The sequence below is a fragment of the Alteromonas infernus genome, assembly GCF_902705815.1.
This window is the reverse complement of record NZ_CACSIG010000045.1, coordinates 74,522-90,600: the sequence shown is the minus strand read 5'-3', so window position 1 is coordinate 90,600 and position 16,079 is coordinate 74,522. Positions and strand designations below refer to the sequence as shown.

General features: G+C 43.9%; 9 protein-coding genes and 3 pseudogenes. 4 read left to right on the top strand and 8 right to left on the bottom strand.

Annotated features, from left to right (window positions below):
* Positions 1-239 precede the first annotated feature (239 nt).
* Positions 240-1,037, bottom strand: coding sequence for a CDP-diacylglycerol--serine O-phosphatidyltransferase (pssA, locus tag ACX5J7_RS11960; RefSeq protein WP_015067605.1), 798 nt, complete (start codon positions 1,035-1,037; stop codon positions 240-242).
* Positions 1,038-1,421: 384 nt separating this feature from the next.
* Between pssA and xdp1 (ACX5J7_RS11955) the strand changes: the two are divergent.
* The 3 genes and pseudogenes from xdp1 (ACX5J7_RS11955) (at position 1,422) to prsT (ending at position 6,403) form a co-directional block, all read left to right on the top strand.
* Positions 1,422-2,358, top strand: a pseudogene (xdp1, locus tag ACX5J7_RS11955) (exosortase-dependent surface protein XDP1).
* 160 nt (positions 2,359-2,518) lie between these two features.
* Entirely contained in the window at positions 2,519-3,484 is a 966-nt protein-coding gene (gene xdp1, locus ACX5J7_RS11950; RefSeq protein ID WP_348680924.1) for an exosortase-dependent surface protein XDP1, read from the top strand.
* Between the two features lie 105 nt (positions 3,485-3,589).
* Positions 3,590-6,403: an XrtA/PEP-CTERM system TPR-repeat protein PrsT gene (prsT, locus tag ACX5J7_RS11945; RefSeq protein WP_498707276.1), complete on the top strand. Its 2,814-nt coding sequence runs from the start codon at positions 3,590-3,592 to the stop codon at positions 6,401-6,403.
* An 18-nt stretch (positions 6,404-6,421) separates the two neighbouring features.
* On the opposite strand, the pseudogene dld reads toward prsT, so the two are convergent.
* The 4 genes and pseudogenes from dld to rluD form a co-directional block, all read right to left on the bottom strand.
* Positions 6,422-8,126 (bottom strand): annotated as a pseudogene (dld, locus tag ACX5J7_RS11940) (D-lactate dehydrogenase).
* Between the two features lie 122 nt (positions 8,127-8,248).
* Positions 8,249-10,825 carry an ATP-dependent chaperone ClpB gene (gene clpB / locus ACX5J7_RS11935; RefSeq protein ID WP_020746222.1) on the bottom strand — a complete coding sequence of 859 codons (2,577 nt, stop codon included), beginning with the start codon at positions 10,823-10,825 and terminating at the stop codon, positions 8,249-8,251.
* A gap of 183 nt (positions 10,826-11,008) precedes the next feature.
* Positions 11,009-11,764 carry a peptidoglycan editing factor PgeF gene (pgeF, locus tag ACX5J7_RS11930; protein WP_498707275.1) on the bottom strand — a complete coding sequence of 252 codons (756 nt, stop codon included), beginning with the start codon at positions 11,762-11,764 and terminating at the stop codon, positions 11,009-11,011.
* Positions 11,765-11,779: 15 nt separating this feature from the next.
* Positions 11,780-12,763 (bottom strand): 23S rRNA pseudouridine(1911/1915/1917) synthase RluD, encoded by a 984-nt coding sequence (rluD, locus tag ACX5J7_RS11925; RefSeq protein ID WP_278383106.1) that lies wholly within the window; start codon positions 12,761-12,763, stop codon positions 11,780-11,782.
* Positions 12,764-12,949: 186 nt separating this feature from the next.
* On the opposite strand from rluD, the gene ACX5J7_RS11920 reads away from it, so the two are divergent.
* On the top strand, positions 12,950-13,714 hold the full coding sequence (locus ACX5J7_RS11920; protein ID WP_012518924.1) for an outer membrane protein assembly factor BamD: 765 nt from the start codon (positions 12,950-12,952) through the stop codon (positions 13,712-13,714).
* Between the two features lie 120 nt (positions 13,715-13,834).
* Here ACX5J7_RS11920 and ACX5J7_RS11915 read toward each other — a convergent pair.
* The 3 genes and pseudogenes from ACX5J7_RS11915 to ACX5J7_RS11905 all read right to left on the bottom strand — a co-directional run bounded on the left by ACX5J7_RS11915 (position 13,835) and on the right by ACX5J7_RS11905 (position 15,873).
* Positions 13,835-14,573: pseudogene (locus tag ACX5J7_RS11915) on the bottom strand (ChrR family anti-sigma-E factor).
* On the bottom strand, positions 14,566-15,177 hold the full coding sequence (locus ACX5J7_RS11910) for a sigma-70 family RNA polymerase sigma factor (RefSeq protein ID WP_012518926.1): 612 nt from the start codon (positions 15,175-15,177) through the stop codon (positions 14,566-14,568). The pseudogene ACX5J7_RS11915 and the gene ACX5J7_RS11910 overlap by 8 nt, the downstream one beginning before the upstream one ends.
* 120 nt (positions 15,178-15,297) lie before the next feature.
* Positions 15,298-15,873: an LON peptidase substrate-binding domain-containing protein gene (locus ACX5J7_RS11905; protein WP_278383103.1), complete on the bottom strand. Its 576-nt coding sequence runs from the start codon at positions 15,871-15,873 to the stop codon at positions 15,298-15,300.
* Between the last annotated feature and the right edge of the window lie 206 nt (positions 15,874-16,079).

Genomic DNA, 16,079 nt, shown 5'->3' with positions numbered 1-16,079 from the left:
AGGGTTGCTGTTTTGCTTTTCCCCCGAAGCGGATGCGCATTTTAGGGAAATGAGCGCTCACGTCAACTACTTTTTTAAATAAACATAAAAAAAGCGACCTTTCGGTCGCTTTTTAATCTAAACGTGTATTTAACCAGCGCTTTTATCAAAACTGCTACAATTTCGCTGAGTAAATCTAGAGTCACACTAACTATTGCTGCCTACCTTTTACAAGGTTATCTTCAGATAGAGTGCAAAGACTACTTATTTTCTTGATGCTCATCTTCCCGCTTAGCATCACCTTTAAAATCCGCGTCTTCTTCGTGATCGCCTACTACATCATCTAACGTTACTTTATCAACGGTTCTAAATGTATTAATTGGACCTGCCAGCGCATAAAGTGCAAATACTAAGAAAAGTACCAGTGCTGGCTCGGTTGCAACAACGACAAATATGAGAAGCACCAGCAATAGACCTACAAAAGGAACTTTGCCATGCCAGTTAACTTCTTTAAAGGAGTTATATTTGAAGTTACTCACCATAAGGAGGCCAGCTAGGCCTGTAACTGCTGCAACTAATAAGCCGTAGTCAGTACCAACCGCATCGTATTCTACGCCAACCCATACAAGCCCGGAAACAACTGCCGCAGCAGCTGGGCTAGCAAGACCTTGGAAGAAACGTTTGTCAGCTATTCCCACCTGCGTATTAAAGCGTGCAAGACGAAGTGCTGCGCCCGCCACATAGACGAAAGCGGCTAACCAGCCCAATTTACCAAGCTCTGTTAACCCCCAGTTATAAGCCACGAGTGCTGGCGCCATACCAAATGAAACCATGTCGGCCATAGAGTCATATTCAGCACCAAAGTCACTTTGCGTATTTGTCATTCGTGCTACACGACCATCGAGGCCATCAAAAATCATAGCTACAAATATAGCAACAGCGGCAGCTTCGAAGCGGCCGTTCATAGACGACACAACAGCGAAGAAACCTGAAAACAAACCTGCTGTTGTTAATAAATTGGGAAGTAAGTATATCCCTTTACGTTTTTGTTCAGACATATGTCCTCGTACTTCTACATATAATAAGGCTAATTATTTCACAGATATCCAGTAACGCATAGCAAAGTAAAAAGGCAGCGTGCTTCCTTACTAAAAATCCTTGAATAAGCTCAATTAGAAAAATCATTGAATATATTCAATATGCGCGCCTTCCCCAACTAAGCTTGCCTCCAGGCATTTCTATCTGCGGTGTGTTTTAGATATCGATTTCACAAACACTAATAACTAGGTATACGGCAACATACCTTAAATAGGTCACCGTTCATATATCATACAAGTCCATGTTGAAATTAGGTACTCACTAAGTGTGCGCCAATAGAAAGGTGCAACGCTATCTTAGTATGTACTAGAAGCGAAAAGCGCTTCTTTTATAGGAAAGCAATTATGCTATTACTTCCAAAACACTTTTCTTTGCAAACTGTGCTTTTACTTTCCACGGCATTGCTATCTTCGATTATCGTTAATCCAGCATCTGCTACATACTACAATAACCACAACTATTCTTACTGCGGCTCATCAAGTAACAATAGCGACCAAAGCAAAGTATGTAACTCCCCCCTTGGCGAGCATACTTATGACCTAGTAAGTGATGGTGTGTATAACAGTATTGAAACCACTAAATCATCGGTGAGTGTTAATGGCGTTAATATATCAATGTCTGCGTTCTCGGATACAAATAATGTCACTGGCGAGACCGTCGTTGGTGCCGAGTTGGAAAAAACTATCTGATAAATGGGCTTATGGCGTTACCAACAATGATGAAGCTTGGTATAACGGTAGCTCAGACCATGCCATTGATAACCTCAACTATTATTACGAGGGTAGTAAAAATGCTTATTATAGCGGGATGACCAATGTCGAACGAGACTATGATTTTGTATTGCTATCGTTTGACTCTGCGGTAACACTGACTGGCGCCAGCTTCTCTTGGCTTTACAGCAGTAACGATAGCCAAGTATCTGTAGCGGCATTAAGCGATACTTCGAAATTAACCTCGGGTATTAATACTTGGAGTGATATCGTAGCCGATGCATTAACGTCAGCGTCGTTTGATATAGAAAACTGCGAATATTTAGACCACCGCGCTGACTTCACGTTTACTGAATCGGCGCAATACTGGTTAGTAGGTGCATACAACACTGTATTCGGTAACATTGGTGGCTACGTTGGTAACGATGCTTTCAAACTTGCAAATATTGGTTTCTCTGTCACAGAAACAACAGGTACACCAGATACAACAGAAGTGTCTGAACCTGGTACCATCGGCCTACTTATGGCTTGTTCGCTCTTCGTCATGTGGCGCCGCAAGAAAACTATTTGAAGAAATTAGACTTTAGATCACTGACAGGTGGTACAACCTGTCAGTTTTTTTTACTAACACCAGTCGAAACTCGAAAAACTTTAGCAAATTCAAACCCATAAAATTGGCACACTAAATGCTTAGCATAAGAAATTATTTTCATAGTATTTGTGGTCCAAAAATGAAATTGAAGAAGTTTTTAAGTATCTCCCTTTTATTCCTGCCGCTAAGTGCAAACATATATGCTAGCGATAGTGCGTTAGAAGAAGCCACTTACACGCTCGTTGACGGCACAGGAAATACCCGTACTACCAACATCTTTACGAGTACAGATGCTTCTCAAGGTATTCTGATTGACGGCATTAACGTAAAAGTTTCTGTTTCTGCATGGAGTGACACAGGGAGTAAGGGACTGACCTATGACTTCAACACCAATACATGGGATGAAGGTACAGAAGATAACTCTGTGAAAGGAGCGACTCTGGTCGATTACACAAACTGCAGCATCAACAGGTATGGAAATTGTATATCTGGCACACAAGCTTACGGTTACGGTATGACGAACCAAGACCAAGTGTGGTATAAAAATACTAATGGAGATTATGTGCCTTGGGGAGACAGCCATTCTGTTGACAACTTCAATGATCATGGTTCAAGAGACTTTGACATGATTCTACTTTCGTTTGATAAAGAGGTCGTCTTAACTGGTGGTACTTTCTCTGCAAATTACTACGATGGAGGCGAGAAAAACGATGTCACAGTTGCAGGCCTCGACTATGACAAAGCTAACGCTTTATTTACCGGCACTAGTAACTTTACGTGGTCAGATGTAAGTGAGACTGTGATTGATGGCGCACTTGGCCATTTCAACATTAGCAATACAAAAAATTCAGAAAACTATTTCGAATCTTCATTCACAAAGAACCTGACCGCCGCTAAGTATTGGCTTGTTGGTGCCTACAATACTGTTTTCGACCAGAGCGCAAGCGGTTCTTTTAACAACGTAGGTTTTAAACTTTCTTCACTTACCGTTGGTTTAGAAGAAAAAACCACTCAACCACCAACACAAGTAAGCGAACCTGGCGCTTTAGCACTGATGAGCTTAGGTTTAGGTCTTGTTCTTTATAGACGTAAGCGTCGCGTTTAATTGTTTAAAAACGCTTAGAAAACACGTATCTTTAGAAGGTGGCTTAGGCCACCTTTTTTTATACTATTTTTAAGCCAGTGGCTAGGCTAAATATCGAAGGTTTATATGGATTTTTTTAATAATAAAAAGCGCTTTGTAAAACGCATGCTTTTATCTGCAGTTGCCTCATCGTTAATCACTTTCAACAGTTTTGCTTCTACATCAGAAGATTACGAAAAAGCGCTCACCGCGTTTAACCAAAACGAGTACGACGAAGCCTATATTCACCTTAAAAATAGCTTACAAAAAGACCCAGAAAACTTGGCTGCAAAGATATTAATGGGCGAAATATTGCTTATTAATGGCTACTTAACTGCAGCCGAAATGGAGTTTGTAGAAGCGCTGGAAATGGGTGCTGATATCAATCTTTTGGCAGAACCCCTGGGCAACACCTGGCTGTTTCTTAACAGGTACCAAGAAATTGTAGATTTCTCTGATTTAAACAAGCTCTCTGGTGAAGCAGAGCGCGAGTGGCTGATGATTCGTGCAACAGCGTGCATCAGATTAGAAGACGAACAATGTGCATTGCGCGACTACAACACTATTGTGTCACGTACGCCTAACTTTGTGCCAGCCATAAATGGGTTAGCTTCCATTGCCCTTCAAAATGAAGATTTACCGAAAGCGACCTCCCTTGTCGACAAGGCTATGTCACTCGAGCCTGAGAACGCCATAACATGGCGCTTGAAAGGGCAACTTGCGTACCGACAGGGTGATACTGACGCAGCAACGGCACACTTACAAAAAGCGCTGACATTTAACCGCGACGACCCTATAGCGCTGCGAAATCTAGTGGATTTGTATTTAGAAGCGAAAGACTATGATACGGCCAAGCTATTCGTTGATGAAATTATTGAAGACACGCCAAACGATCCTTTGGCCATTTTACTTAATAGCTGGTTGCAAAGCAGAGACAACCAACAAGCTATTGATAACGAGAAGCTAAAAGAGCTTAATGACTTTATGGCACAGCTTGACCCTGAGCTCATAACTTCTCAACCTATGTTGCTCTACATAAGCGGTTTAACCAACTTCTTCAACAACAACATGGAGACTGCAGCAAAAGATTTTAGCGCTTATCTGCAACAAGAGCCGGAAGATTTGCAGGCGGTATTAATGCTGAGCCAAGTTTATATGGCTACACAGCAGGATAAGCAAGCGCTTGCGCTGCTTGAGCGTCATCAAGATGCACTAATGGAAGACCCTGACTCAGCATTGCTATTAGGTGATTTGTTTATTCGTCAAAACAAAGCATTTAAAGCTGAGCGCCTTTTGCAAAACCTTGAATACAAGTATCCGAATGAAAACAAGCTTCAGCTATTTAAAATCAAATTAATGGCTGCAAGAGGTAAGCAAGCCGAAGCCTTGAGTATTCTTGAGAAGAACCTACCTGCTTACAAAGATAACGCAGGCTTTCTTTTCACTTATTCATTGATGAATTTACAAGCACAGCAGTTTGAAAACGCACTAAAAGGTGCCAACCTGCTTAGCGAACTGTTTCCCGACGAAGCTGAAGTGTACAACCTAAAAGCGGGCATTTTGATTAGACAGGGTCAATTGGCGGAAGCTAAAGCCAATATCGAAAAAGCGCTCGCGCAGAACCCTACCCTTTTTCCGGCTAAATTCAATTTGGCCGCGACAGAAAGTCGCTTAGGAAACGTGGATACGTCTAATCAGTTAATAGAAGAACTTCTTGAGCTGTCACCGCAGCATAATGAAACCTTAATGCTGAAAGCGTTCAACTTGACCAAAGCGGGTAATGTAGATGAAGCGAAGCAAATTTACCTTGATATATTAACGCTTAATCCTTCGAATATCGGAGCGAGAGAGCGCGTTTCATCTTTATATCAGCAACAAGGCGATACAAAGAATGCACTGTATCATTTAGACCTGCTTATTAAAGATGACTTTGACAATGCTGACTACCTTCTTCGTAAAGCAGCGCTTCAGTTAGGGAATAACCAGCGTGCCGATGCCGAGAAAACACTGAGCATTGCAAGAAATTTCATAAACGACGATGCAGGTAAGTTAATTGCCTATGCCGACCAAGCTCGTAGCATTGGCAACGATGAAGACGCTTTAGATGCTATGGCACGTGCTTATGAAATAGCGAATTCAAGTACATTTGTTACGTTGCGCTACACTAGTCTGCTATTAGACCTACAAAACAACGAGAAAGCACAATCTTTACTAACGAGCATTCCTAAAGACCAGCAGCAAAACCCGGTCTATCATTTCTTGAAAGGTCGTTTAGAAGCAAATAAGGGCAACAATGAGCGTGCAATCGCGGCTTTCGAAAAAGCACTGGACGTAGACTCTACATTTGCTCAAGCGTTTATTGCTATATACAACTACGCACTGAACGAACAGTTCGTCGATGTATTTTTGAGTACTGCTCGTAAGCTCATTGCTGAAAATGAGAATAACCTGCTAGCAAAAAATCTGTTGGCTCAGTACTTATTCTTTATTCAAGAATTTGACGAATCGATAGCGCTTTATAAAGCGCTTATTGAGGAGCCAAACCTTCTCAACCCCGCCGAAGCCTATAACCGTTTGGCTATCATGCATATTGAAACGTCGCTGGTTACGGCAAAAAACTATGCCCGACAAGCTTACGAATTGCAGCCTAATTCAGCCAAAATACTGGATACTTACGGGCATATTAAAGCGCTGCAAGGAGATTACGAAGGCAGTCTTAAAATGCTTCGAGATGCCTTTGCCAGGGATGCTAACGACCCAAATATTCGCTACCACCTAGGCTATACCCTCGCTAAACTAAATAGAATTGAGGAAGCGAAGAAAGAGCTAGAGTATGCAGTAAATGTAGAGCGCCCTTTCTTTAGGCGTCCACAAGCTAGAGCATTATTAGAGAGCCTATAGGGCTCTCTTTATCTCTTGCTAAACACAGCATGAACAATTGCGTTTATGCTTCTCCATCTTACCAATGCCTGGGTTAAAGGTATTGGTAGGATCTAGCTCTCTGTAAAACTGCTGCAGAGTGTCCTCCGCTTCATATAGATGCCCAACATTATGCTCTGCGGGGTACTTAGCGCCTCTGCTATCTAGTAACGCCAACATGTCCGCTTTTACTTTTTTAGCGTCGCTGCCCTTTTTAAGTATGTAATCTTGATGGAAAACATGACAAAAGAAATGCCCGTAATAAAGGGGCTTTTCTACATGCATGGTGATATGCGCTGGCAGCTTTTCTACCCAGAACTCATCGTTACGCCTTAATGCAATATCTAACGCTAATATGTCCCCCACCTGCTTATGGTGTAAGGTTTGATAACGCACCGCTGCGCCCGCGGCGGCAAATCGCAGTAAAAACGCCTTGGCGGCCTCTTCGTCGCTACACTCAATATACCCACCGTCTAATTGCTCTTGCGTAAACAGCTTTGATAACAGTGCTTTTGCCTCTTCAATACCACCATCGCTCATTTTAAGGATTAAGTGATGCTCGTACTTGTTGCGGAAAGTTCTCAAACTTTGCGGTATCTGGTCAGGAAAGAACTTACTGCCAAACTGCATTATCCTGTCACTAAAATAAGGTGGTAGTAGTGGTAGCTTATTCAGCACGCCATCCACCCGCCCTTTTAACGTGAACATTTTGGGTAACGAATCTGTGCCTAAACGCTGAATGCTCAAAATAGTATCTTTACCGTAGGTGTCAGCAATATCGAACATTTCTCTGTGAAGATATTCTCCGACTTCTGGCACGTTGTCGAACTGCGACAAAATGTCTCGTCGAATGCGCGTAAGTACAGCAGCATCGTTTGTTCCAATATAAAACGTCTGCTCTTTTGTAGGTACTTCAAAGGTATCAAGGCGTACCGCAAACACGGCAATTTTCCCGGCGCAGCCACTTGCTTCATAAAGACGTGTGGGGTCAGCATTAAAACGGCTTGGGGTATCGGCGTTTACGTCGCGAACTATGTGCACATAATCACTCGCTGACGCTTTTTTTTTCCGTAGCAGGTAGCGTTGTAGGAAAATTGCCCGACGACAAATTTCCAATGATTTCTTCAGGCGTTTTGCCTAAATCTATGCCTAGATGATTAACAAGCGTGAGTTCGCCGTTCTGATCTACGTGGGCAAACAACGATAACTCTGTATACGCGGGCCCCCTCTTTACTAGCGCTCCCCCTGAGTTATTGGCAACACCACCAACGATAGATGCCCCTAAACACGAAGAGCCAATTACGGAATGCGGCGCACGCCCCAGTGGTTTTAATACCTTTTCAAGCTTAAATAACGTTGCTCCAGGAAAACTTAAAACCTGCTTTCCTTTGTTTAGCAACACGATGTCATCCATGGCTAAAGTATTAATAACCACTACTGGCCTGTCGTAATCCTCACCGCTTGGCGTAGAGCCTTCTGTTAACCCCGTTTTCGCGGCCTGCATGATGATAATACAATTATACTCAACGCAAACTTTAAGCGCTTCCCAATACTGCATTAGCGTATGCGGAAAAAGGACGGCTAATGCCTCACCTTCACCAGAGCGCCACCCTTTGCGATAGTGTTCTGTTTGGCGCTGCCCCACAGCAATATTACTTTCCCCGAGCACGCGTTTAAATGCGTTAATAATTGGGGCTGATTGCATGCTTAACTCCTAAAACTCATCACAAGATTTTTTCTCCCTGTAAACTAAAGGAAAAGGTTATACCAAAGCAATAAAAAAGGCACTGGAGTGAAGTGCCTTTGTAATGATTAATACGTCTTCTTTTAGTTGCTAACTATAAAGAGCCCGCTCTCGTCTGCATCTATTCGAACGGTCGATTCGGGTATCAGCTCACCAGCAAGCAGCTGATGGGCGAGCGGATTTTCCACCTGCACTTGAATAGCGCGCTTAAGCGGTCGAGCGCCAAATACAGGGTCAAAGCCCGCTTCAGCCAGCTTATCCATTGCCGCAGCAGACAGAGTAAGTTTGTAACCTTTGTCTGCCAATCTGGCTCTCAGAGAAGCGAGCTGAATTTTAGCAATAGACTTAATTTGCTCTTTCCCTAGTGGGTGGAATACCACAATGTCATCCACACGGTTAATGAACTCAGGTCTGAAATGTTGCCCTACAACATTCATTACCATCCCCTTCATTTCGTCGTACTGGCTTTCATTGTGCTTGTCTTGAATGATGTCTGAGCCTAAGTTAGAGGTCATGATCACGACCGTATTCTTAAAGTCTACCGTGCGACCTTGCCCATCTGTAAGCCTTCCGTCATCTAGCACCTGTAACAGAATATTGAAAACATCAGGGTGCGCCTTTTCCACTTCATCGAGTAGAATAACCGAATAAGGTTTGCGACGTACCGCTTCTGTTAAGTAGCCACCTTCTTCATACCCGACGTAACCTGGAGGTGCACCAACAAGACGCGCAACCGAATGCTTTTCCATGAATTCCGACATATCTATCCGTATCATGGCATCTTCAGTGTCGAACATAAAGCCAGCCAAAGCTTTGCACAGCTCAGTCTTACCAACGCCAGTTGGCCCTAAAAATAGGAACGAACCAATGGGGCGATTCGGGTCAGCGAGTCCAGCACGTGAGCGACGAATTGCATTAGAAACTGATTGAACGGCTTCTTCTTGACCAACCACCCGCTTGTGCAGCACATCTTCCATGCGCAATAACTTCTCGCGCTCTCCTTCTAGCATTCTGGCCACAGGAATACCGGTCCACCGAGAAAGTACATCGGCAATTTCAACGTCGGTTACTTTGTTTTTAAGCAATGTGGTTTCGCGAGTCTCGTTTTCCGCAGCCTGTTCTAGCTTTGCTTCTAATTCCGGTATACGTCCATATTGAAGTTCAGACATGCGGTTAAGATCAGAGGCTCTTCGCGCGATTTCTAAATCAAGTTTTGCCTGCTCTAGCTCACCTTTTATGGTTTGCGTTCCTTGCATCGCATCTTTTTCATCTAGCCATACTTTTTCAAGTTCAGCGTATTTAGTCTCAGCTTGCTCACGCTCTAGTTCAATCATCTCCAGGCGTTTATGGCTGGCATCATCGGTTTCTTTTGCAAGCGCCTGTTCTTCCAATTTTAGCTGTATAATACGGCGCTCTAAACGGTCCATATCTTCTGGCTTAGAGTCGATCTGTAAGCGTATGCTCGATGCCGCTTCATCGATAAGGTCAATTGCCTTGTCTGGAAGCTGGCGATCACTAATATAACGATGAGATAAACTTGCCGCCGCTACAATGGCTGGGTCGGTAATATCCACAGAGTGATGGAGTTCATAACGCTCTTTTAGACCTCGCAATATAGCGATAGTATCTTCAACGCTAGGCTCTTCTACCAATACTTTTTGGAAGCGTCGCTCAAGGGCTGCATCTTTTTCGATATATTGGCGATATTCATCCAGCGTGGTGGCGCCTACGCAGTGAAGTTCACCGCGGGCTAATGCTGGCTTAAGCATATTGCCTGCGTCCATAGCGCCATCGCCCTTCCCTGCTCCTACCATGGTGTGCAGTTCATCAACGAATAAAATAACGCGGCCTTCTTCTTTGGCAAGTTCATTTAGCACCGCTTTCAACCTTTCTTCGAACTCGCCGCGATATTTGGCACCAGCGACAAGTGCCCCCATATCTAGGGAAAGCACGCGCTTGTTTTTAAGTCCTTCGGGCACTTCGCCATTGATAATACGCTGTGCGAGGCCTTCAACAATGGCAGTTTTACCTACGCCAGGCTCACCAATAAGCACGGGGTTATTTTTTGTTCTACGCTGCAGTACCTGAACAGTTCGGCGAATTTCATCGTCGCGCCCAATGACAGGGTCAAGCTTGCCTTGCTCAGCGCGTTCGGTTAAATCGGTTGTATATTTTTCTAATGCTTGGCGGACGTCTTCGGCATTAGGGTCCGTTACTTTTTGACCACCGCGCATATCGTCTATCGCGCTTTCAATAGCATCTTTGGTAATATTTAAGCTCTTGAGAATTTCACCCAACCGCCCTTTGTCTTCAAGGGCAGCAAGCACAAAGATTTCAGAAGTGATATATTCATCTTTTCGCTGCTGCGCTATTTTGTCGCAAAGGTTTAGTAATATGCCGCTGTCTTTGCTTAACTGAACATCGCCACCAATGCCTTCAATTCGTGGCAAGCGCTCAATTGCTTGACTCAGTGCAGAACGTAACGCGTTAACATTGATATTAGCTTGATCGAGCAATGGTCGCACTGAGCCGCCTTGCTGATTAAGCATTGCCGTCATCAAGTGTACCGGTTCAATATATTGGTGGTCGCGCCCCAATGCGAGTGATTGAGCATCGGATATAGCGAGCTGAAATTTGCTGGTAAATCTATCTAATCTCATAATCTCAACCTAATAGATGAAAAAATTGTTATGTTCTATTTATGTAGGCTGGTGATTTGCTATTCAAGTATGAGAATGAAAAGTTAGTCCAAATGATAACAATTAATGCAATGAATTTGATGTAGCGCAAACATTGACGCAGTTTGAAACTAAACCTGTGAAGAAAATCGCAGCACCAGTGAGTTAGCGTATACCGATAACACTAACCATCCTTCCGGTGGTGCGCTTATGCTGATGGGTAGCTCTGCGATGAGAATAAAAACGATGTTCGTCTGAATAGGTACAAAAATGACTTTGCGTCACACTTTTTACACCAGCCTGTTCTAGTTGAACTTGCGCCACCAGCGGTAAATCTAATAAGCATTTACCGGGTTGGTCACTGGGCGCTACAGCGCCGTCAATATGGGAAAACCTGCGGCCTAGCTCGGCGTCCACTTCATAGCAAGGGCCGCTAATAGCAGGGCCAATCCACGCTATAACGTCTGCCGGTGAAGCACGAAAGTGCGCAATTGCATTGCTGATAATATTCGATTCCAGCCCCTTCCAACCGGCGTGTACCGCAGCCACTTCGCGGCCTTGTTTGTCACAAAGCAATATAGGCACACAGTCTGCGGTCATTACTGCACAAAAATGTGACTTAGATGCAGAATAAGCCGCGTCAGCTGTGGTATCTACACTAGGTAAAGCAACGACACGGTTACTGTGAATTTGCTCTAGCCAGGTAATTTTATCGCTATGGGGCAAAAGACGCCTGTTGGCTTTCACCAAAAGCAAGTCATCGCCCACATGACTCCCCACATTTAACCCTGCGAACTCGCCTAGGCTCGCGCCGCCAATTCTCGTGGTCGTGTATGCCTCAATATTAGGCGGGCATGCCCACGCAGGTTCAATCAACTCAAGTGTCGAAACTTTAGAAGCGTTCGCTGTCGTCGGTGCCATAGGTCTAAATACTCGCTAAAGCATATCCTGAGGATTGTCTTCAGTGTCTTTTTTAACGGCCTTAAGCAAATCTTGCATGTCTTGCGGTAAAGGCGCCTTCCACGTCATCCACTCTTCTGTCTCTGGGTGGAAAAGCGACAACTGCGCTGCGTGAAGTGCTTGGCGCTGGAAGCCGCGAAGTACCCCAATAAAATCTTCAGATGCACCTTTAGGTAAGCGCGGTCTTCCACCATACACTTGATCACCCAATAATGGATGCTTTATATGCGCCATGTGAACGCGAATCTGGTGGGTGCGTCCGGTCTCAAGTTTTAAGCGCAAATGGGTGTAAGCTCTAAACTTTTCTATAACGCGAAAGTGCGTAATTGCAGGTTTGCCCATTTCGCGAACTGCCATGTGCGTGCGTTTTGTAGCATGTCTGCCAATAGGTTCATCTACAATACCGCCCGCAACCATAGTGCCTAGAGCAATGGCTTCATATTCACGGCTCATCTCGCGGCGTTGTAGTTGGTCAACAAGGTGCGTTTGCGCAGGTATTGTTTTTGCCACAACCATCAAGCCTGTGGTGTCTTTGTCAAGACGGTGGACAATGCCTGCACGGGGAACTTTGTCAATTTCAGGATAGTGATTTAGCAATGCATTAAGCACTGTACCGCTTGGATTTCCCGCGCCAGGATGCACGACTAAATCAGCAGGTTTATTGATGACAAGAATATGCTCGTCTTCATAAACAATGTCCAATGCGATATTTTGTGCTTCGCTGGTTACTTGCACATCCATTTCTGCTTGCACTGTAACCAGTTCGTCCATTTGCATTTTATGACGAGGAACGGTTATTACCTCCCCATTCACAGAGACATTTCCGTCTTGAATCCAAGTTTTTAACTTAGAACGCGAATATTCTGGGAACAAATCAGCTAAAACCTGATCTAACCGTAAACCAAAATGCGCAGCTTCCGTTGAAGCTTCTAATTGTATTGTGTTCGGCGACTGTGTCATAACACCATTGATTACGTCTAAAAAAGGGTATTATAACAAGGATTCACGCTGTACACTGCCTTGTTTACGTTTTTGTATGGTTTTTCTCATCGTTAGTACGTTAGAATGCAATTAAAGTGTTGTTGTTTAACACATGAGCTTAGACAGCGAAGTATTAAAACTGTTTAGCAGGAAAATAGAATTATTATGAAATCATTTCGTCTACTGGCACCCGTGTTACTTGGTGCTATGGTATCTGTCGCAGGATGTAGCTCTTCGGATAAAGAAGAGAAAGCCGTTTTAGCTAACATGGGTGCACAGCAACTGTATGACAGAGCGAAGCAAAGCATGGAAGTCGGGAACTTTAGTGCTGCCGCGCAAACCCTCAGCGCATTAGACTCGCGCTACCCGTTTGGTCCTCTATCGCACCAAGTACAGCTAGACCTTATCTATAGCTACTATAAATCGGGTAAGAACGAAGAAACTCTCGCCACTATCGATAGATTTATTCGCTTGAATCCAAACCATTCAGATGTTGACTACGCTTACTATATGCGTGGCTTAACTAACATGGAATCTGATAGCAATCTTTTCCAAGAGCTAATGAATATCGATCGTACGGACAGAGATCCATCGAAGTCTCGCCAAGCGTTTGAAGATTTTCGCAGATTGATTCAGCAGTACCCAGATAGCAAGTACGCCGCTGACGCTAAACAGCGTATGGTACACATTAAAGATCGTTTGGCTCGATATGAAATAGCAATTGCTCGCTTCTATATGAGACGCCAAGCTTACGTTGCCGCCGCTAATCGCGGACGTTACGTGATTGAACATTTCCCCAATACTACACAGGTTCAACAGGCGCTTGAAATCATGGTTTCAAGTTACGAACAATTGGGGCTTAAAGAGTTGCGTGATAATGCGATGAAGACGTTAAAGCTTAACTACCCTGATAGCGAATTTATTAGTTAAGCAGAGTTGCTAACACCAGAAACTAAAAAACGCACCTAGGTGCGTTTTGCTGTTTGGTATTAACTATTCATTTTACCATATCGTGGCTACGTTTATGTAAGCCCGCACGGATAACCTACTCTATCTGAAAAACAGGTGGCTAAAGGGGTTTAACAATCTCGCCAAACCAGACGTAAAATGGAGTGGCTGGTCGACGATACTAAAAACAAGACACCCGTCTTTGTCTTCAGACTTTGGCGTGTGAGTTTTCTCTCCATCCATGAAAATAAAATCCCCAGTATCGTAGCGATTTAAGCCGTCACTGAATTCTCCGTCGATAACTAGCGTGTATTCGGTGCCGCGGTGGGTATGTTCTGGTACGCTTCCGCCCGCCCATAAAAACTGAAGTTCGCAACGCCTTGGTTACCTAAATCTACGGGCGCTTGCCATAGCTTTCCAACTAGACTCGACCAATCCCCGTCTTATCGATATAGCGATGTAACGTTCTGGGTAGCGTAAAGACTCTTCCGTCTAGCTCTATCGCATTCGTAGCCTTGCGCTGACTGATGTTCGCTTCTTGATTGCGTGGTGAAGCAACAGCGTTGTTAGCTTTGATTGCTTTTGATTCGATTTGCGGTGCTGTAGGAAGTTGAGTAATCTGAGAGAGCATCTCATCTAATTGAAACGATACCTCTAACTTGTCACCTACACCTGCGCCAGATACGAGATCCTCAGCAAGGCGTTCTGTTTCTACCTCAACAAAACGCTGACACTTCTCGCACATATCGCAATGTGCTGAGACCATCAATGATATTGCGGGTGACAATGTGCCCTCAACAAAGTCTGACAGCTGTCGGGCACTTGGGTGAAACCTAATCATTATCGTTTAACATGACCTTTAATCGTTGAAGCGCTAAGCGAGTTCTTGACTTTACTGTACCTAAGGGAATAGAAAGTTCGTCAGCGACTTCTTGCTGAGATTTGCCATCAATATAGATAGCTTCAACCACCGCCTTTTGTTTAACCGGAAGTGATTCAAACATATAGCCAATTTGCTCTAAAGTGACTTGCTCGTCAAGTGGCGCCTCGTTCGCATCTGCCGTCTGCTCACATAACACAGGCCACAGGTCGTCAGAGCACACGTCCTCTTTTCTATTTTGAAGCTTACGTAACATGTCAAACCGTATATTACGTGCAATAGTGAAGATCCACGTTGAAGGCGAGCCTTTCTCAGCATTAAACAAATGCGCTTTTTGCCATACATTCGACATGGTGTCTTGTACAAGCTCCATTGCTAATGCTTCATTACCCATCTGCTTAAGGGCATAAGAGCGCAAACGTGGGGCAAAATAGTTGAACACTCGAGCAAATGAACGCTTGCATCGAGCATCTGCAACCGCGACTAGGTAATCAGACATTTCAGTAGCACACTCTTTAGGTTTGATTGTGCTGTTACTTTGTTCCAAAGGAATTCCAACTAACATAAGATTCGTCCGCTTTTCCGTTTTGGTTGTGACATTCTACGGCTTAATGACTTAAAACGTTCGCGAAATTCGCAAATATTGGATTACGATTTTGTAATGAAACTCTTCATTCATTTTAAGCTATGCAATCAAGGCAGAGAGATAGTTAAGTAAACTTGTACACTCTCGCTGTTCTAGAAAATGCTGCTTTTGTGAGCCATCAACAGGAAGTAACTCTAACCAGCGGTTTAACACCCAATTGGGGCAATCAAACTTCGGTGATTCATAGAGCGCTGCTAGCTCTTCGTAATTTCCAAATATTTCTTTAAGTCGCTCATCCATAGGCGCTATTTGTTGAGGGGCTAAGTCACACTGCCAAGGCGGTAATGCTTTACAGTTTCCTGTGCGAAGACCGTCTTTTTCAACTTCGATGCTATTTACCTCAACTAAGTGAGAACCAGCAACCTTTATGCCAAGCAACCCATCATCGAGCATATCGAAGTCTACAACCTGCGCGTACGTCCCTATTTTATGGATATGCTGATTCTTATCCTTGTCGCCATTTGCATTTAGCATACACATCACAAAGCCTTTATTTTCGGCACATGCCTGCTTAACCATGCGTACATATCGCGGCTCAAAAATTCGCAGCGCCATTCTGCCTTCGGGTAGAAGGTGGGCGGACAAAGGAAACAATGGAAAACGTTCTACACTCATATTTATCACATCCGAAAACACGAAATTCATTACGCAAGTGAGTACAAATAGGATCGAATGGGAAATATTTTCACAGGCAGGTTGTAAAACATGATCTTATCAACGGAAACTACTGTAAGTTAATTCCTTACTAGCAATATTATTAAACATTAGATCAGCCACTTGCGATTAGATTAAAAGTTAATCTCACTTAAGACTAAACACTG

What these genes read in the sequence shown, in the direction of transcription:
- clpB (WP_020746222.1), bottom strand. Translation starts at nt 10,825, where the DNA reads ATGAGATTAGATAGATTTACCAGCAAATTTCAGCTCGCTATATCCGAT.
- prsT (WP_498707276.1), top strand. Translation starts at nt 3,590, where the DNA reads ATGGATTTTTTTAATAATAAAAAGCGCTTTGTAAAACGCATGCTTTTA.
- xdp1 (WP_348680924.1), top strand. Translation starts at nt 2,519, where the DNA reads ATGAAATTGAAGAAGTTTTTAAGTATCTCCCTTTTATTCCTGCCGCTA.
- ACX5J7_RS11920 (WP_012518924.1), top strand. Translation starts at nt 12,950, where the DNA reads ATGAAATCATTTCGTCTACTGGCACCCGTGTTACTTGGTGCTATGGTA.
- pssA (WP_015067605.1), bottom strand. Translation starts at nt 1,037, where the DNA reads ATGTCTGAACAAAAACGTAAAGGGATATACTTACTTCCCAATTTATTA.
- ACX5J7_RS11905 (WP_278383103.1), bottom strand. Translation starts at nt 15,873, where the DNA reads ATGAGTGTAGAACGTTTTCCATTGTTTCCTTTGTCCGCCCACCTTCTA.
- pgeF (WP_498707275.1), bottom strand. Translation starts at nt 11,764, where the DNA reads ATGGCACCGACGACAGCGAACGCTTCTAAAGTTTCGACACTTGAGTTG.
- rluD (WP_278383106.1), bottom strand. Translation starts at nt 12,763, where the DNA reads ATGACACAGTCGCCGAACACAATACAATTAGAAGCTTCAACGGAAGCT.
- ACX5J7_RS11910 (WP_012518926.1), bottom strand. Translation starts at nt 15,177, where the DNA reads ATGTTAGTTGGAATTCCTTTGGAACAAAGTAACAGCACAATCAAACCT.